Here is a 17,544-nt window from a genome sequence, read left to right on the forward strand (position 1 = left end):
GGGCCGGCCGGTGGCACCGGCGCGCCACCGTACGGGGCCTGCATCCCGGGCGGCGGCGGGGCGAGCATGGTCGGGGCGTCACCGGCCGGGCGCCCGGAGGCTGCGGGCGCGGTGAACACCGCAGGCGCCGGCGGCGGAGCCGACGGACCGTCAGCCGTTCCCGGCTCCGGCAGGTACGCCATCGGCGCGACCGGTGTCGCACCGGCCGGCTCGGGCACCGGCGGGGKCGGGGCCCCGGGCTCCGGCCGGGACTGCTTCGTCAGGGTCGGGCCGTCGGTGCCCGAGCCGGACGGGGCGAGCCTGGCGTGCTCGGCCGCGATCGCCGCCTCGCCCGCGTCCTTGAGCCACTGCGGCGGACTGAGCAGGAAGGAGGTCGCCTCCACCGCGCCCTGCACGGGCTTGGCCGCCCCGGCCGGGTTGGGTTCGGTCGGGCTGCCGTAGACCGCCTCGTAGCGGCTGACCACCTCGTTGACCGGCAGGGCGGGCCAGAGCGTGCTGGCCCCGCTGTCCCGGGCGATCACCAGCCGGGGGCCCGGCGCCGAACCGGGGTCGGCCGACGGGGCGTCCGTCCGCGGCTCCGCCCAGCAGACGAAGCCCAGGTCGAACTCCCGGACCCGGACCTCGCGTTGCTGCGAACGCGGCACCCCGGCGTTGATCCAGTCCTCGGCCAGCTCCTGCGCCTGCGCGTACGTCACCACGCCTGCTGCACCCCGTCCCCGTTCACCGGGACGGCGCGGACGAAGCCGCCGTCCACCATCATCGCCGCCACCGTCTCCAACTCCTGCGGACTGCCCGCCAGTCGGAGCAGGAACTGGTCGAAGTCCGCCCCGCACGGCAGCAGCAGCCTGGCCACCCGCTGCTCGGGGGTCTCCGCCGGGTCGCCCGCGTCCCGGGCGTCGTCGTACAGGCAGCACCAGACCGAACCGGCGTCCGCACCGCGCACCTTGAGCACCAGCAGGCCGCCCTGGACGTACGCGATGCCCAGGTAGTCCTTGGTGAGGTGGTCGCGCAGGCACTTGTTGGCGTACACCAGGTCGTGGACGCCGTACTCCTCACTGAGCGTCAGGAACGGCTGGTCGATCAGCAGTCCGAGCTCGGTGTCCAGCGCGACGCCGACCGGGGCCCGGCCGCCCGCGAGCTTGAGGAAGTCCCGGTAGGCGGGCGGCAGCGGGTGGCCGAGCCGCTGCTCCGCGCGCTGGACCAGGTCCTCGGTGACGGCCAGCGGGTCGCCGCCGTCCAGCGCCAGCGGGAAGTGCGCGGGGCGGTGCTCCTGCAGCGGCCTGGTCCCCCGGCGGCCGTGGTCGGCCCCGGAGTGGGCCAGCCCACCGTGGTGCCGCAGCAGCGCCTTGACCTCGACCGGGACCAGCTCCATCCGCCGCCAGCCGGGCGCGGCCCGGCCGCTGACGTGGTGCCAGGTCCAGCCGGGCGGTGTGGCCACGGCGGTGTCCTGGTCGGCCCAGAGCTCGTGCCCCTGGGTGTACAGCGCGGCGTTCGCCGACACGTAGTCGGTCAGCCGCAGCTCGTCCACCCCGAAGCCGTCCGGCGGATCGGCCACCTCGGCCACCGCCACGGCGTAGGGACCGAAGTCCGGCAGCCCCGCCTCGTCCACCCGCACCCCGGCCGGGTACCTCCCCGCCCGGACCGGATCGGGAAACTGCACCACCTGCCCCGCGTACGCCCCGTTGGGCGCGGCGGCAGTACCGGGCCGACCTGTCGTCATCTGGGTGCCCCCACTGGCTGCTGCGACGATTGCTGCAGACAGCCTAGGGGGTGCGGCGGGACCCGAGCGGCAGTGGCCCGGGTTGTCCGGACGCGGACCACCCGGGGGCCACTGCCGCTCCGTCAGATCCTGGCCAGCGCCTCAGGCCCTGCGTCGGTTGGGGGGCGGCGTCGCGGCGCCGGGGCACGCACCTCGCCGGCTTCTCGTCAGTCGCCGCAGCTCCGCTGCTACTCCCTCCTCGGCACCGCCGAGCCACGCACCCCAACACCGCTCCTTCACCCACCCCCCAACCGACGCAGGGCCTTGGCCAGGGTCTCGGCGATGAAGGTCTGCTGGTCCGCGGTCAGGTGCGGGTGCAGCGGGAGGGTCAGGATCTCCCGGGCCGAGCGTTCGGTGACCGGGAAGCTCCCCTCGGGGTGGCCCAGGTACTGGAACGCGGGCTGGAGGTGGACCGGGACGGGGTAGTGGATGCCCGCGCCGATGCCGGCCGCGTGCAGGGCGGCGAGCACCTCGTCGCGGCCGCGGGGCACCCGGACCGCGTACAGGTGCCAGACGTGCTCGTTGCCCGGCAGGGTGACCGGGAGAGTGAGGCCGGGCAGGCCGGCCAGCAGCTGGTGGTAGCGGACGGCGGCGGCCCGGCGGGCGACGTTCCAGCCGGGCAGGTGGCGGAGTTTGGCGCGCAGCACCACGGCCTGCAGGGTGTCCAGCCGGGAGTTGAAGCCGAAGCGCTCGTGGACGTACTTCTCGCTGGACCCGTGGTCGCCGATCTCCCGGACCAGGGACGCGAGTTCGGCGGAGTCGGTGACCACGGCACCCGCGTCGCCGTAGGCACCGAGGTTCTTGCCCGGGTAGAAGCTGGTCGCGGCGAGCAGGCCCCAGGAGCCGGAGGGGCGGCCGTGCCGGGTGGCACCCTGCGACTGGGCGCCGTCCTCGATCACCGGACGGCCTTCGGCGAGCTCCAGGATCTGCTCCATCGGCGCGAGCTGGCCGTTCAGGTGCACCGGCAGGTACGCGTCGGCGGCGGCCTCGGCGGCCCGCGCCGGGTCGATCAGCAGCGCGTACGGGTCGACGTCCACCAGCACGGGGTAGAGACCGGCCCTGACCACGGCCTCGGCGGTGGCGACGAAGGTGTTGGCGGGCAGCACCACCCGGGCCCCGGCGGGGAGTTCGAGGGCACGCAGGGCCATCTCGATCGCGTCGGTGCCGTTCGCGGTGCCGACCGCGTGGGAGACGCCGGAGAAGGCCGCGTACTCCGCTTCGAAGGCGGTCACGTCCGGGCCCTTGATGTAGGCGCCGGAGGTAAGCACCCGGTCGAAACCGGCCCTGACCTCCTCGGCCACCTCGGCGTGGGCGGCTTGCAGGTCGACGAGCGGGATCGGGTTCATCCGACGGGCCCTTCCAGGGAGAGGTGTTCGACGAGCAGCGGCAGGGAGCCGCCGGAGAGACAGCGGCCGGTCCTGGCGTCCCACTTCCAGTGGTGCCGGGGGCACTCGATCACGCCGTCCGCGATCACGGCATGGCCCAGGTCCTCGCCCGCGTGCGGGCAGTAGCGCTGGAACCGGAGGCCGTCCCGCTCCACCAGCTGCCCGGCGGCGGCGGTCCGCTCCCGGACCAACTGCCGGGTCTGGGCGGGCTGGTGGCCGTACCGGAGCAGGCTGAGCAGGGTGAGGTCGAAGACGTCGGGGTCACGGTGCAGGCTGAGCCGCATGGAGAGCAGCGCCTCCTCCCAGCCGGCCCGGCCGTCCAGCACCGCGCGCAGCGCCCGGGCCGGGACCCGGATGGTGTAGGCGGGGTCGACCGGTTCGTCCTCGAGCTCGACCCGCAGCGCCAGTTCGCCGAGCGACAGGGCGCAGACCGTGCCGTCGGTCTCCAGCCGCAGGTCGCGCCGGTAGTCGGCGAGCAGCGGCCGGTTCAGCCGCTGGAGCCGGGCGAAGTGCTCGGCCACCTCGGCGGGGTCGACGGTCGGGGCCCGGCCCCGGTGGTAGCCCTCCCACTCGTCCCGGCGGCGCTCCCGGTACGCCGCCAGGTAGCCCGCCGGGTCGGTGGCCCAACTGCCGGGCTCGGAAGGGGAGTCGACCAGGTCGCCGGGGCCGGTGCGGAGCACCTCGGTGCCGGGGCAGGCATCCGCGAAGGTCGCGGCGACGTCCTCCCACTGCGGGAAGATGGTGGCCACCCGGTCGTTGAATCGGTCCAGCTCCGGGTCGAGGAAACAGGCCGGACCGGCCGAGGGCAGGTAGGCCCGCGCGCCGGTCAGCTTCACCTTGCGGACCAGGGTGTCCAGCAGGTCGGCCCGGACCGCGGCGGTCTTGGCGGCCATCGCCTCGGGCGGGTAGTCGTAGGCGTTCGGGTACCACATCGCGCCGGAGTACTGCGCGGCCAGCAGGTCGATGCCGTCCGGGAGTTCGGACATCGGGGTGTTGCAGTCGTTCAGGTCCAGGAAGCGGTAGCCGCCCAGGTCGAGCAGCAGACCGCTGTCCTCCTTGTGGCTGGTGTCCAACAGCATGGTGGCGGTCGCGTCGGGCCCGAGCCGGTACGTCTCCCGGTGGCCGAGCAGCACCTGCCGGCCGAAGCCGAGCCGGTTCAGCCGCTTGCGCAGCCCGTGCGAACGGAACCTCGGCACCAGCACCGTGACGTCCCGGGAGAGCTGCCCGAGCAGCCGCTCGTCGAAGTGGTCCTCGTGGGTGTGCGAGACGTACAGGAAGTCGTAGCGGCCGTCGGCCACCTCGGGCAGCAGCGCCCGGTTGTCGGGGTAGGGGAACCAGGCGTCCAGGAAGGCGGGGTGGAACCAGGGGTCGATCAGGATGCGCAGACCGGCGTGCCCGACCACGAATCCCGCGTGGCCGAGGTGCCTGATCTCGGTCAACCGAGGATCGCCCGGAGCGCGCCGACCACGGTGTCCTGCTGCTGCTCGGTGAGCGTGTGGAAGAGCGGCAGGATCAGCGAACGCCCGGTCAGCAGCTCGGTGTTGGGCAGCGGCACCCGGGCAGCGTCCTTGTACGGGGCCTCCAGATGGGCCGCCATGATGCCGCGCCGGGCGGACACCCCCGCCCCGGCCAGCCGGGTCAGCACCTCGGTGCGGTCCGGCGCGTCCTCGGGCAGCAGCAGCCAGCAGGCCTGGAAGTTGCCGGTGCCGTGCGCCGGGTCGGCCACCAGCCGCTCGCCCAGCGGGCCGAGCAACGACCGGTAGCGGGCGGCGAGTTCGCGCCGCCGGGCGACCATCGCGGGCAGCTTGCCGAGCTGCACCAGGCCGATCGCGGCCTGGATGTCGGTCATCCGGTAGTTGTAGCCGATCTCGTCGTAGGTCTCGACCACCCCGGCCCCGCCGCTCGCGGCGTGCCGGTCGGCGGCCGAGACGCTCATCCCGTGCTCGCGCAACCGCCGCAGCCGGGCGGCGAGTTCACCGTCCTGACAGGTCACCATGCCGCCCTCGCCGGTGGTCAGCAGCTTGCGCGGGTGGAACGAGTACGCGGCGATCGCGGCCCCGCTGCCCACCGGGCGGCCGCGCAGCAGCGACCCGGCCCCGCAGGCGGCGTCCTCGATCACGGTGATGCCGCGCGGCCCGGCCAGCGCCTCGAGCGCGGTCAGGTCGACCGGCACGCCGCCCTGGTCCACCGCGATCACCGCCCGGGTGCGCTCGGTGAGCAGCGGCGCGACGGTCTCGGCGGTCAGGTTGCCGGTGGCGAGCTCCACGTCCGCGAAGACCGGGACGGCGCCGACGTAGGTGACCGCGTTGGCGGTGGCGACGAAGGAGAGCGAGGGCACCACCACCTCGTCCCCGGGGCCGACCCCCGCGCCGATCAGCGCCAGGTGCAGCGCGGTGGTGCAGGAGGAGACCGCGACGGCGTGCGGCACGCCGAGGTACTCGGCGAAGGCCCGCTCGAACTCGGCGACCCGGGGGCCCTGGGCCACCCAGCCGGAGCGGACGGCCTCGGCGGCGGCCTGGGCCTCTTCCTCGCCGAGCCAAGGGATCATGACAGGAATGGTGGACACAGGGCTGCTCCGAAGTACCTTGCAGGGACGGACGGTTACTGCTCGCGCCACCAGGCGACCAGCTGGCGCAGGCCCTCGTCCAGGCCCAGCTCCGGCTTCCAGCCGAGCTCGCGCTCGGCGGCCGAGATGTCGGCCAGCCGGCGGACCACGCCACCGGCGGTGCCCCGGGCCGGGCCGTGCTCGACGTCCAGCTCGGAGTCCATCGCGCGCAGCAGCGCGTCGGCCAGACCGCGCAGCGAGACCTCGGTGGAACTGGCGATGTTGTAGACCCGGTCGGTGACCGGGGCGGCGGCGGCCAGCAGGTTGGCCCGCGCGATGTCCTCGGTGTGCACGAAGTCCATGGTCTGCGCGCCGTCGCCGAAGATCAGCGGCGGCTCCCCGCCGTTGATCCGCTCCATCCAGCGGATGAACACCTCGGTGTAGCGGCCGTGCACGTCCATCCGGGGGCCGTACACGTTGAAGTAGCGCAGCGCCACGTAGTCGAGCCCTGACATCGCGTGGAAGCTGCGCAGCAGGCCCTCGTTGAAGACCTTGGCCGCGCCGTACAGCGTGTCGTTGTTGTACGGGTGCTGGGTCTCCGGCGTCGGGAAGGTGTCGGCCAGGCCGTAGACCGAGGCGGTGGAGGAGGCGATCACCTTCTTCACCCCGCACTCGGCGGCGGCCTCGACCACGTCGAAGGTGCCGTCCACCATGATCTCCAGCGCCAGCCGGGGTTCGGCGGCGCACTGGGTGATCCGGATCGCGGCCAGGTGGAACAGCAGGTCGGTGTCCTCGCCGAGCAGCTCGCGCAGCAGTGCCCGGTCCCTGATGTCACCGTCCACCACCCGGAGTTGCCCCGGGGCGGCGATCGACCCGGCGTACGCCAGGTTGGCCATCCGGCCCCGGACGAAGTTGTCGAGCACGACCACCTCGCGGGCACCGCCCACGAGCAGTTGGTCGACCACGGTGGAGCCGATGGTCCCGGCCCCACCGGTGACCAGACAGCGGGATCCCTCGATCGGGACAGCGTTCATCGGGCGGTGGCCCTCTCCTGAGCAGTGATCAGTTCTACGTCGCCGGTCGGCTCCACCGGCACGGTGGCACCGCCGAGTTCGAGGCTGCGCGAGGCGGCGTGCAGCAGCCGCAGCACCCGCAGTCCTGACCGGCCGTCGGTGAGCGGGGCCCGGCCCTCGGTGATGGCGGCGGCGAACTCCGCCATCACGTTGCGCAGCGCCTCCTGCTCGACCAGCGCGGGGGCGACCATCTCGCCGACCCGGTAGGAGATCAGCGCCTGGTGCCGGATCGCGTCGGTCAGCTCGTCCGGCGGGGTGAGGTCCACCCCCCGGTCGTGCACGGCCAGCCGGGCCTGCGGGTTGAGGTCGTCCCAGACCAGGGTCCGGCGGGAACCGCCGATCATGGTGGTGCGGACCTTGGTGGGCGAGAGCCAGTTGACGTGGCAGTGCGCCAGCGCGCCGTTGCTCAGCCGCACCGTCAGGTACGCCACGCAGGCCCGCCCGGCACCGATCGGGTCGGCGCCCTGGGCGCTCACCCCGACCGGCTCGACGCCCGGCGGCAGCACGAAGTCCAGGATCGACAGGTCGTGCGGGGCGAGGTCCCAGAGCACGTCCACGTCGGGCTGGACCAGCCCGAGGTTGATCCGCACCGAGTCGAAGAACTGGATGTCGCCCAGCTCGCCGCCGTGCACCAGCTCCCTGATCCGGCGCACCACCGGGGTGTAGCAGAAGGTGTGATCGCACATCAGCACCAGGCCGCGGGCCTCGGCCAGCTCGCAGAGCTCGGCGGCCTCCTCGGCGGAGGTGGTGATCGGCTTCTCCACCAGCACGTGCTTGCCGGCCTCCAGCGCGGCCCGCACCAGCTTGTAGTGCGCGGCCGCCGGGGTGGCGATCGCGACCGCCCGCACCCGCTGGTCCGCGAGCACCTCCTCGAACGAGGTGGTGGACCTGACGGTGCTGTACTCCCCCAGCACCCGGCGGGACTTGGCCTCGTCCAGGTCGCAGAGCCAGTGCAGCCGCAGGGCGGCCGTCTGCTGTGCGTTCCGGACCAGATTCGGCCCCCAGTACCCGGCGCCGACCACGGCCATGCCGATCCGCTCGGCGACCACGGGCTCGGGCACCCCGGGCGTGGGCACGTGCTCGCCGGGCGCCTCGTGCGCCACGGCCTCGGCGGACACTGCTCCGGACGACACTGCTCCGGACGACGTCATCGCAAGACCCCCCTTGCTCGGTGCCGGCGGCCCCTTCGCCGTCGGCTGCCCCGCAGTCGGCCTGCTGCGTCCGTCCCCCCGACGGTCGGCCCGGCCCTGCTGCCGGAACGCTATCGGCTGCCGTCAGCGTGCGGGGGCCGAATCGGGAAAACGTGGGGGAATGGTGAAGCCCGGTCAACGGACGGCGGGTCAGTCACCCGATTGGCCCCCGACGTCGGCAATGTCGGCGGCGTTTGGCAGGCTTGCCCCCTACTGTCGGACACCACCCGTCCGCCGGACCGTCGGATCCTCGGTCCGGACCGTCAAGACCCCGGTGAGGAGCAGCCGCCCATGGAGCAGACCGAGCCGTCGGACGCCCCGGCGCTGCGCCACCTCCGGGACAGCCTGCTCCCCGCCGTCGCGGCCGCACTCTCGTTGAAGAACGGCACCGTGCACACGCTGGCCGGGCACAAGCCCGACCTGTTGCCCGAGCTGCACCCGCTGGTCGCCGAGTTCCTGGCCGGGCTGCCGGCCGAGCAGCGCGAGCGGTTCGTCGGCCGCTGCCCCGAGGCGGAGCTGCTGTCCCGGTTCCTGGCCGAGGTGGACACCACCCGGTCCAAGCGGTCCGCCCGCAAGCCGCTCACCCTGCACGACGCCCGCAAGGCGCTGAAGGGCTCGCGGCTGACCACCGTCCGGATCCGCGAGGAGGGCGACCCGGCGCACGGCACCCACGCGCCGCCCTGCCGCTCCTGCGAGCCGCTGCTCGGCCACCTCCAGGTGGCCAGCGTCGCAGTCGGCCCGACCGCATCCTGACCCGCCCCGTACGACTGGAGCCCGCACTGAACTCCGTTCTCCGCACCCAACCCCGCTTCCCGGCCGACGTCGCCGCCGCGCTCAAGCAGGCCGGCTGGCACCCTGGCCGCTGGGAGATCCGGCAGGCCGAGGAGTGGGCCGACACGCTGGTCGCGCACGGCTCCCCGGACGAGGTCCAGCACGCCGTCTTCCCGGCCGCGATCGAGGCCTGGGCCGAGTTCGGCGGGCTGGCCGTCGAACTGACCGGAGCCGGCCGGGAGATCGCCCGGACGCCGTTCCTGCTCGACCCGCGCTGCGGGCTGCACCAGCCGCGCACCCTGGCCGACCTGGGCCGGGCGCTGGGCAGCCGGGTCGCGCCGCTCGGCGAGGAGGCGTACGGCCAGGCGCTGCTGGCCGTCGACGAGGAGGGCCGGGTGTACAGCCTGGACCACACCGGCGAGTGGTACCTGGGTCGTTCGGTCGACCGGGCGGTGGCCGCCCTGGTGCTCGGCCTGCAGCCCGAACGGCTGAGCACGCTGACGGTATGACAGGACCCGTCGGCACGTGACATTTTCGCCGATTCACTGCCGCTGAACGCCCGTTGAGTCCACACTGACCCCCAGCCCGATTGTGGAGCTTTCGCGGGGAACAGCAGGGGGATTCGCGTTGGAACGCCAACCGCTCTTCGACAACGCCAAGTTCGCCGCGGTCGCACTGGTGGTCTGTGCCCACACCTGGATGCCGCTGCTGGAGAAGAACCGCACGGTCGGCGTGGTGGTGCTGACCATCGCAGCCTTCTCGATGCCGGTCTTCATCGTGCTCTGCGGCTACTTCTCCCGCCCTCGGCCAGGACGTCCCCAGGTGGACGGCGGCCGGCTGATCGGCCAGCTCGTGGTGCCCTACCTGGTCTTCCAACTCCTGTACAACCTGGTGGGGATGGCCCTGGAGCAGCAGCTCCGGCCGATCCGCCTGCTGGAGCCTCGCTGGCTCACCTGGTTCCTGCTGTCACTGCTGATCTGGCGGCTCAGCGTGCCGCTCTGGACCGCGCTGCGGCACCCGCTGCCGGTCGCCGTACTGGTCGCGGCCGGCTCCGGCGCACTGCACGCCTACCCGGCCGAACTGGCACTCGGCCGGACCCTCGGCTTCCTGCCCTGGTTCGTGCTCGGCCTGGTGCTCCGGCCGCAGCACTTCGAGCTGCTGCGCCACCGGACGGTCCGCACGCTGGCGCCGCTCGGCCTGCTCGCCGCGTTCGCCGCGACCTGGCTGGCCTACCCCGAGCTGCTGAACAGCGCCTGGCTCGAGTACACCGAGACCGCCACCCAGCTCGGCGTCGGCTACCCGGTCTGGCTGGCCGTCAAGGCCGCCCTCGGCCTGCTCTCACTGGTCGCCGCCGCCTCGTTCCTCGCCCTGCTCCCGGCCCGCCGGCTGCGCTGGACCTCGCTCGGCGCCGCCTCGCTGTACGTCTACCTGCTGCACGGCCTGCCGCTCAAGGTGCTGCAGGCCAGCGGCGTCTACCACGCCCGCTCGCTGCAGCACGCCTGGACGGCGCTGCCGGTCTACGGCGGGTTCGCGCTCGCCCTGGCGGTGCTGCTCAGCCTGCCGGTCAGCGTCCGGCTGTTCGGCCCGCTGGTGCAGCCGCCGGTCGGGCTGCTGCTGGTCCGCAGAGAACCGGCACCTACGCCAGCCGACTGTCCCGTACCGCGAGCCGGGACGGCAGTACCGCCACCACCCGGAACCCCCCGTCCGGCTCCGGCCCGGCACTGAAGCTGCCGCCCAGCGCAAGCACCCGCTCGCGCATCCCGAGCAGCCCGTTGCCCCCGCTCGGCAGACCCGCCTCACGCTCGCCGCCGCCCGGGCAGTCGTTCAGCACCGCGACCCGGACACCGTTCGGCACAAAGGCCAGCAGCACCGAGACCCGGGCCCCGCCGGCGTGCTTGTGAGCGTTCGTCAGCCCCTCCTGCACCACCCGGTACGCGGTCTGCTCCGCCTCCGGCACGTACTTCTGCCGGGCCCCACTGACCGTCAGGGTGACCAGCATCCCGGCCGCCTCCGACTGCTGCACCAGCCGGGTCAGCTCGGCCAGCCCGGCCGGGGGCGCCATCGCCTCCTCGGACATCCGCAGCACCCCGAGGATCTCGCGCAGCTCGTTCAGCGCCTGCCGGCCCACCTCGCCCATCAGCTTGGCGCTCTCCTGCGCCTTCGCCGGGTCCTTCGGGATCACCCGCTCCAGCGCCCCCGCATGAACCACCATCAGGCTCACCCGGTGCGCCACCACGTCGTGCATCTCGCGGGCGATCCGGGTGCGCTCCTCCAGCCGGGCCCGGCGGGCCCGCTCCTGTGCCTGCTCGGCCAGCAGGTCCAGCTCGGTCTCCAGGCCGTGCGCCCGGTCCTTCAGGCTCTCCACCAACCGGCGGCGGGCCCCCAGATACAGCCCGGTCACCACCGGCGGGACCGTCAGCCCGATCGAGACCAGCACCGCCATCACCACGAACACCCAGGCCGGCGGCTGCTGCTGCTCGACCGTCCCGCCGTCCGGCAGGAACATGTAGAGCAGCACCACCGCCAAGGTCTCGACGAACGCCAGCGCCGACAGCGCCACCACCCGCCACCGTCTGGTCGGCCACTCCCAGGTCGCCGCCAGGGTGTACAGCGACACCATCAGCAGCACCACGCCGAACGACCCCGGTACGAAGACCAGCGCCACCACCACCGGTACGGCGGGCCACCTGCGACGCACCACCAGGCTCGCGCCCGAGAGCGCCCCCAGCACCGCAGCCGTCACGGCGACCGGCAACGCCCAGTCCAACTGCACCCGGGCCGTCGAGAACGCCCCCAGGGCACACTCCAGCCCGGCCAGCCCGGCCAGTCCGACATCCAGCACCACGCTGCGGCGCCGCTCCCACCACCACAGTGATCGGCCCGGCCCGCCCCCCTCCGGCGAGTTGCTCATGTCGGCCAGCCTATGCGAGCGGGCAACCGGATAAGCCGCTCCGCCGTCAGCAGCCGCGTCAGAAGACAGGGGTGCCACGTGTGTCCGCGATGCGGTTACCTCACCGGGACGGCACCGGGTGCAACCTATGCTGGTCGCGTCGGACAGCGCGGTCCGCACACACCGCCTTCACCCAGGCGGCGAGAGCCGTTGCCGAACCCCACCACCACAGGGAGCCAGCCGTGACCGCTCCGGTCCCCACTCCGGCGGAGAGCCCCACGCCGATCGCCGACAACGCCGCGCTCCGCGCGGACATCCGCCGTCTCGGCGACCTGCTCGGCGAGACCCTGGTCCGCCAGGAGGGCGCCGAGCTGCTCGGCCTGGTCGAGCAGGTCCGTCTGCTGAGCCGCACCGACGGCGAGGCGACCGCCGAGCTGCTCTCCGGGATCGACCTGGAGACGGCGGCCAAGCTGGTCCGGGCCTTCTCCACCTACTTCCACCTGGCGAACGTCACCGAGCAGGTGCACCGCGGCCGCGAGTTCGCCACCCGCCGGGCCAAGGAGGGCTCGCTGCTGGCGCAGACCGCCGACCAGCTGGCCGAGGCCGACCCGAAGCACCTGGCCGACACGCTGGCGCATCTGGCGGTCCGTCCGGTCTTCACCGCGCACCCGACCGAGGCCGCCCGCCGCAGCGTCCTCAACAAGCTGCGCCGGATCGGCGAGCTGCTGGAGCGGATCCACCGCGAGCACGCCGCCTCGGGTCTCTCCACCACCGACCCGGTCCGGCACTCCTCGGCGAAGCGTCAGGCCGACCGCCGCCTGGCCGAGGTGATCGACCTGCTCTGGCAGACCGACGAGCTGCGGATCGCCCGTCCGGAGCCCACCGACGAGGCCCGCAACGCCGTCTACTACCTGGACGAGCTGTACCGCGAGGCCGTCCCCGAGGTGCTGGAGGAGCTGCACGAGGAGCTGGCCCGGGTCGGGCTGAGCCTGCCCGAGGGCGTCCGCCCGCTGACCTTCGGCACCTGGATCGGCGGCGACCGGGACGGCAACCCGAACGTCACCCCGCAGGTCACCTGGGACGTGCTCAACCTGCAGCACGAGTACGGCATCAAGGACGCCCTGGCCGCCGTCGACGACCTGCGCAACTCGCTCTCCACCTCGGTCCGCCTGGCCGGTGCCTCGGAGGAGCTGCTCGCCTCGCTGGACGCCGACCTCAAGCTGCTGCCCGAGCTGAGCCCGCGCTACAAGCGGATGAACGCCGAGGAGCCGTACCGGCTCAAGGCCACCTGCGTCCGGCTCAAGCTGGAGAACACCCGCGAGCGGCTCGCCGCCGGCACCCCGCACGTCCCCGGCCGGGACTACCTGGGCACCCGCGAGCTGGTCGCCGATCTGAAGCTCATTCAGGACTCGCTGCGCGCCCACCGGGGCGGGCTGATCGCCGACGGCCGACTCGCCCGGGCGATCCGTACCGTGGAGGCGTTCGGCCTCCAGCTCGCCACCATGGACGTCCGCGAGCACGCCGAGGCGCACCACCACGCGCTCGGCCAGCTGTTCGACCGGCTCGGCGAGGAGGCCTGGCGCTACGCGGACATGCCGCGCGAGTACCGGCAGAAGCTGCTCGCCAAGGAGCTGCGCTCGCGCCGCCCGCTGGCGCCCACCCCGGCCCCGCTGGACGCGGCGGGCACCAAGACGCTCGGTGTCTTCAACACCATCCGGGAGGGCTTCGACCGGTTCGGCGACGAGATCGTCGAGAGCTACATCATCTCGATGTGCCAGGGCGCGGACGACGTCTTCGCGGCCACCGTGCTGGCCCGCGAGGCCGGTCTGATCGACCTGCACGCCGGGATCGCCACCATCGGCATCGTCCCCCTCCTGGAGACCACCGACGAACTCCAGGAAGCCGACCGCATCCTGGACGAGATGCTCTCCGACCCGTCCTACCGCCTGCTGGTCTCGCTCCGCGGCGACATCCAGGAGGTGATGCTCGGCTACTCGGACTCGTCCAAGTTCGGCGGCATCACCACCTCGCAGTGGGAGATCCACCGGGCCCAGCGCCGGCTGCGCGACGTGGCCCACCGGTACGGCATCCGGCTGCGGCTGTTCCACGGCCGCGGCGGCACCGTCGGCCGCGGTGGCGGCCCCTCGCACGAGGCGATCCTGGCCCAGCCCTGGGGCACCCTGGAGGGCGAGATCAAGGTCACCGAGCAGGGCGAGGTGATCTCGGACAAGTACCTGCTGCCCTCGCTGGCCCGGGAGAACCTGGAGCTGACCCTGTCGGCCACGCTGGCCGCCTCCGCGCTGCACACCGCCCCGCGCCAGGCGCCCGAGGAGCTGGCCCGCTGGGACCAGGTGATGGACCAGGTCTCCGAGGCCGCGCACACCTCCTACCGCGCGCTGGTCGAGCAGGAGGACCTGCCGAAGTACTTCTTCGCGGCCACCCCGGTCGACCAGCTGGCCTCGCTTCACCTGGGCTCCCGCCCGTCCCGCCGCCCGGACTCCGGCGCCGGTCTGGACGGCCTGCGGGCCATCCCGTGGGTGTTCGGCTGGACCCAGTCCCGGCAGATCGTGCCCGGCTGGTACGGCGTCGGCTCCGGCCTGGCGGCGGCCCGCGAGGTCGGTCTGGGTGACGTGCTGGCCGAGATGCACGGCCAGTGGCACTTCTTCCAGAACTTCCTCTCCAACGTCGCGATGACGCTGGCCAAGACCGACCTGCGGATCGCCCGGCACTACGTCGAGCAGCTGGTCCCGGCCGAGCTGCACCACGTCTTCGACCAGATCGTGGCCGAGCACGACCTGACCCTGAAGGAGGTGCTCCGGCTCACAGGCGAGAGCGAACTCCTGGAGCACAACGAGGTGTTGAAGCAGACCTTCACGGTCCGCGACGCCTACCTCGACCCGATCTCCTACCTCCAGGTCGCCCTGCTCCGCCGCCAGCGCGAGCAGATCGCCCAGGGCGGCGCCGAGGACCCGCTGCGGGCCCGGGCCCTGCTGCTGACCGTCAACGGCATCGCGGCCGGTCTGCGCAACACCGGCTGACCCCGGAAGACATGAGGAGGGGCGGTCCGCAAGACCGCCCACGGCGTACAGCCCGGACGAGGTGCCCAGCTCACCGGCCACCGGGGCAGGGAACTGCGCAGCCGCCGGCTCCGGCGTCACGGCGGGCCGCACCGTCGGGTCGGCCGCCTGCGCGGCCGTCACCCCGAACGCCGAGACCGCGAGCATCAGCGTCGTACCACCCAGCACACGTCCGACACGGACGCGCTGTGACCGAATCACGGTCCCTACCCCCAGATCCAACCCCTCAACCCTGCGTTACGGGCTGACGGTATCCGATCGGACCGGTCGTTCCCACACGGATTGAGGAACGATCAAGCAAGCGTTGTACGACCGTTGTGCAAACCCAGCGCGGTATCTTGACGGACCGTCAGGAGTTGTACGTGCCCTGGGCCCGCTCCAGGCCCTCGGCCAGCAGCGCCTCCACCGCGTCGGCCGAGCGGTCCACGAACCAGTCGAGCTCCTTGCGCTCGGTCGAGGAGAAGTCCTTGAGCACGAAGTCCGCGACGTCCATCCGGCCGGGCGGGCGGCCGATCCCGCAGCGCAGCCGGTGGTAGTCGGGGCCGAGCGACTTGGTGATCGACTTCAGACCGTTGTGGCCGTTGTCGCCGCCACCGAGCTTGAGCCGCAGGGCCGCGTAGTCGAGGTCCAGCTCGTCGTGCACGGCGACGATCGCCGAGGTGGGCGCCTTGTAGAAGTCGCGCAGCGCGGTGGTCGGGCCGCCGGAGAGGTTCATGAAGGTCATCGGCTTGGCCAGCACCACCCGCTGCCCGCTGATCCGGCCCTCGGCGATCTGGGACCGGCTCTTGTGGGTCTTGAACCTGGCACCGATCCGCTGGGCCAGCAGGTCCACCACCATGAAGCCGATGTTGTGCCGGTTCCGGGCGTACTCGTCGCCCGGGTTACCGAGGCCGACGACCAGCCACGGACCGTCGTAGTCGTTCATGTACCGCTCCTTCTTCGGATACAGCCATCATCCCGGACACACCGCTGCCCCGGTCACTCCGAACGGAGCGGCCGGGGCAGCGGTCAGGCAGCGGGTGAGGCTCAGGCCTCGGCGGCGGCGGCCTCGGCGTCGGCGTCGGCCTGCGAGGCCTGGGCGCCGATGACCTGGAGCACGACGGTGTCGGCCTCGACGGCCAGCGTGGTGCCGGCCGGCAGGGTGATGTCGCCGGCGAGGACGGAGGCACCGGCCTCCAGGCCCTGGATCGAGACGGTGACCGACTCGGGCAGGTGGGTGGCCTCGGCCTCGACCGGGAGGGAGTTCAGCACGTGCTCGAGCAGGTTGCCACCGGCGGCGAGCTCGCCCTCGGTGAGGACCGGGATCTCGACGGTGACCTTCTCGCCGCGCTTCACCAGCAGCAGGTCGACGTGCTCGATGGTGCGCTTGATGGCGTCACGCTGGATGGCCTTCGGCAGGACGTACTCGTCCTTGCCCTCGATCGGAACGACCAGCAGGGCGTTCGGGGTCTTGAGCGCCATCATCAGCGCGTGGCTCGGCAGGTTCAGGTGAACCGGGGCGAGGCCGTGACCGTAGACGACACCGGGAACGTGGCCGGCGCGACGGGCGCGACGGGCGGCACCCTTGCCGAACTCGGTGCGGGACTCGGCGGCAAGGCGGATCTCGGACACGTCTGCTCCTCTGAGAGAACGGGTGCAGACAAGCGAAAACCGCCGAAGCCACACCCTCAAATACCTGGGGGTTCGCTCGGCGGCAGACGACGGCTGAATGAATCTCAGCAGCGCGTCGATCACGGAGACGGCACCGAATGGGCGCACAGCATCCCTCGCCGAGCAGTCTCACGAGTCTAACCGCACGCCTCGTCAACCACGAAATCGGCCCCTGGCGCTCAGCGGAGCACCAGAAGAGGCTGGTGACCGAGCCGTCCTCGAAGACCTCGCGGATCGCGGCGGCGATCGACGGGGCGATCGAGAGCGTGGTCACCTTGTCCAGCTGGAGCTCCTGCGGGGTCGGCAGGGTGTTGGTGAACACGAACTCGCTGACCCGGGAGTTCTTCAGCCGGTCGGCGGCCGGGCCGGACAGCACGCCGTGGGTGGCGGCCACGATGACGTCGGCGGCACCGTTGTCGAACAGCGCGTCGGCGGCGGCGCAGATGGTGCCGGCCGTGTCGATCATGTCGTCGACCAGGACGCAGACCCGGCCCTTGACGTCGCCGACCACCTCGGCGGACAGGATGGTGTTCGCCTGGGTCATGTCCCGGCGCTTGTGGATGATCGCCAGCGGCGCACCGAGCCGGTCCGACCACTGGTCGGCGACCTTCACCCGGCCGGCGTCCGGCGAGACGATGGTCAGCTTCGACCGGTCGACCTTGCGGCCCACGTAGTCCGCCAGCAGCGGCAGCGCGAACAGGTGGTCCACCGGGCCGGAGAAGAAGCCCTGGATCTGCGCGGTGTGCAGATCCACCGCCATGATCCGGTCGGCGCCGGCCGCGGCCAACAGGTCGGCCACCAGCCGGGCCGAGATGGGCTCGCGGCCCAGGTGCTTCTTGTCCTGGCGGGCGTAGCCGTAGAACGGCAGGATCGCCGTGATGCTGCGGGCCGAGGCCCGCTTCAACGCGTCGATCATGATGAGCTGTTCCATGATCCACTGGTTGATCGGAGCCGTGTGGCTCTGCATCACGAAGCAGTCCGCGCCACGGGCGGAGTCCAGGAACCGGACGTAGATCTCACCGTTGGCAAAGTCCAGCGCCTTGGTGGGCACCAGCTCCGTCCCGAGCGCCGCGGCCACCTCGGTCGCCAGCTCGGGGTGGGCCCGGCCGGAGAAGAGTTTGAGCTTCTTCTCACCCGACGTCGTGATGCTCACTGCACCGTCTCCTCATGTTCCTGACGTACATGAACCCGCCGCGCCGCACCC

The 17,544-nt window shown here is 72.5% G+C and carries 13 protein-coding genes and 2 pseudogenes; 4 read left to right on the top strand and 11 right to left on the bottom strand.

All coding sequences use genetic code 11. The features are described 5' to 3' along the window. The 7 genes and pseudogenes from ACXJMZ_RS04440 to ACXJMZ_RS04470 form a co-directional block, all read right to left on the bottom strand. Positions 1-695: pseudogene (locus tag ACXJMZ_RS04440) on the bottom strand (SUKH-4 family immunity protein); the annotation flags it as partial. Next, entirely contained in the window at positions 692-1,720 is a 1,029-nt protein-coding gene (locus tag ACXJMZ_RS04445) for an SMI1/KNR4 family protein (protein WP_457028664.1), read from the bottom strand. The gene ACXJMZ_RS04445 and the pseudogene ACXJMZ_RS04440, both read right to left, overlap by 4 nt. A gap of 275 nt (positions 1,721-1,995) precedes the next feature. Continuing rightward, complete coding sequence (locus ACXJMZ_RS04450; RefSeq protein ID WP_457028665.1) at positions 1,996-3,105, bottom strand: DegT/DnrJ/EryC1/StrS family aminotransferase; 1,110 nt, start codon at positions 3,103-3,105, stop codon at positions 1,996-1,998. Further along, complete coding sequence (locus ACXJMZ_RS04455) at positions 3,102-4,583, bottom strand: MBL fold metallo-hydrolase (RefSeq protein ID WP_457028666.1); 1,482 nt, start codon at positions 4,581-4,583, stop codon at positions 3,102-3,104. Before ACXJMZ_RS04455 ends, ACXJMZ_RS04450 begins: the two co-directional genes overlap by 4 nt. Further along, positions 4,580-5,692, bottom strand: a complete 1,113-nt coding sequence (locus tag ACXJMZ_RS04460; RefSeq protein ID WP_457028667.1) for a DegT/DnrJ/EryC1/StrS family aminotransferase — start codon at positions 5,690-5,692, stop codon at positions 4,580-4,582. The genes ACXJMZ_RS04455 and ACXJMZ_RS04460 overlap by 4 nt, the downstream gene beginning before the upstream one ends. Before the next feature lie 53 nt (positions 5,693-5,745). Continuing rightward, positions 5,746-6,723 carry an NAD-dependent epimerase/dehydratase family protein gene (locus ACXJMZ_RS04465; protein ID WP_457028668.1) on the bottom strand — a complete coding sequence of 326 codons (978 nt, stop codon included), beginning with the start codon at positions 6,721-6,723 and terminating at the stop codon, positions 5,746-5,748. Continuing rightward, positions 6,720-7,880, bottom strand: coding sequence for a Gfo/Idh/MocA family protein (locus ACXJMZ_RS04470; RefSeq protein WP_457028669.1), 1,161 nt, complete (start codon positions 7,878-7,880; stop codon positions 6,720-6,722). The genes ACXJMZ_RS04465 and ACXJMZ_RS04470 overlap by 4 nt, the downstream gene beginning before the upstream one ends. A gap of 363 nt (positions 7,881-8,243) precedes the next feature. Between ACXJMZ_RS04470 and ACXJMZ_RS04475 the strand changes: the two genes are divergently transcribed. The 3 genes from ACXJMZ_RS04475 (at position 8,244) to ACXJMZ_RS04485 (ending at position 10,448) form a co-directional block, all read left to right on the top strand. Continuing rightward, complete coding sequence (locus ACXJMZ_RS04475; protein ID WP_457028670.1) at positions 8,244-8,705, top strand: YwqJ-related putative deaminase; 462 nt, start codon at positions 8,244-8,246, stop codon at positions 8,703-8,705. Between the two features lie 14 nt (positions 8,706-8,719). Then, positions 8,720-9,232 (top strand): SUKH-3 domain-containing protein, encoded by a 513-nt coding sequence (locus ACXJMZ_RS04480; protein WP_457028743.1) that lies wholly within the window; start codon positions 8,720-8,722, stop codon positions 9,230-9,232. A gap of 118 nt (positions 9,233-9,350) precedes the next feature. Continuing rightward, positions 9,351-10,448, top strand: coding sequence for an acyltransferase family protein (locus ACXJMZ_RS04485; RefSeq protein WP_457028671.1), 1,098 nt, complete (start codon positions 9,351-9,353; stop codon positions 10,446-10,448). Here the strand turns inward: ACXJMZ_RS04485 and ACXJMZ_RS04490 are convergent. Continuing rightward, the gene (locus ACXJMZ_RS04490; RefSeq protein WP_457028672.1) at positions 10,360-11,634 is read right to left on the bottom strand and encodes a sensor histidine kinase; all 1,275 of its coding nucleotides are present in this window, start codon (positions 11,632-11,634) and stop codon (positions 10,360-10,362) included. The genes ACXJMZ_RS04485 and ACXJMZ_RS04490 overlap by 89 nt on opposite strands. Positions 11,635-11,855: 221 nt before the next feature. On the opposite strand from ACXJMZ_RS04490, the gene ppc reads away from it, so the two are divergent. Then, the gene (gene ppc / locus ACXJMZ_RS04495; protein ID WP_457028673.1) at positions 11,856-14,651 is read left to right on the top strand and encodes a phosphoenolpyruvate carboxylase; all 2,796 of its coding nucleotides are present in this window, start codon (positions 11,856-11,858) and stop codon (positions 14,649-14,651) included. A gap of 388 nt (positions 14,652-15,039) precedes the next feature. Here the strand turns inward: ppc and pth are convergent, their stop codons facing one another. The 3 genes and pseudogenes from pth to ACXJMZ_RS04510 form a co-directional block, all read right to left on the bottom strand. Continuing rightward, the gene (pth, locus tag ACXJMZ_RS04500; RefSeq protein ID WP_457028674.1) at positions 15,040-15,615 is read right to left on the bottom strand and encodes an aminoacyl-tRNA hydrolase; all 576 of its coding nucleotides are present in this window, start codon (positions 15,613-15,615) and stop codon (positions 15,040-15,042) included. Positions 15,616-15,716: 101 nt separating this feature from the next. Beyond that, positions 15,717-16,301, bottom strand: coding sequence for a 50S ribosomal protein L25/general stress protein Ctc (locus tag ACXJMZ_RS04505; RefSeq protein WP_457028675.1), 585 nt, complete (start codon positions 16,299-16,301; stop codon positions 15,717-15,719). 232 nt (positions 16,302-16,533) lie between these two features. After that, positions 16,534-17,493 (bottom strand): annotated as a pseudogene (locus ACXJMZ_RS04510) (ribose-phosphate diphosphokinase); the annotation flags it as partial. Between the last annotated feature and the right edge of the window lie 51 nt (positions 17,494-17,544).

It is taken from the genome of Kitasatospora sp. P5_F3 (assembly GCF_054049135.1).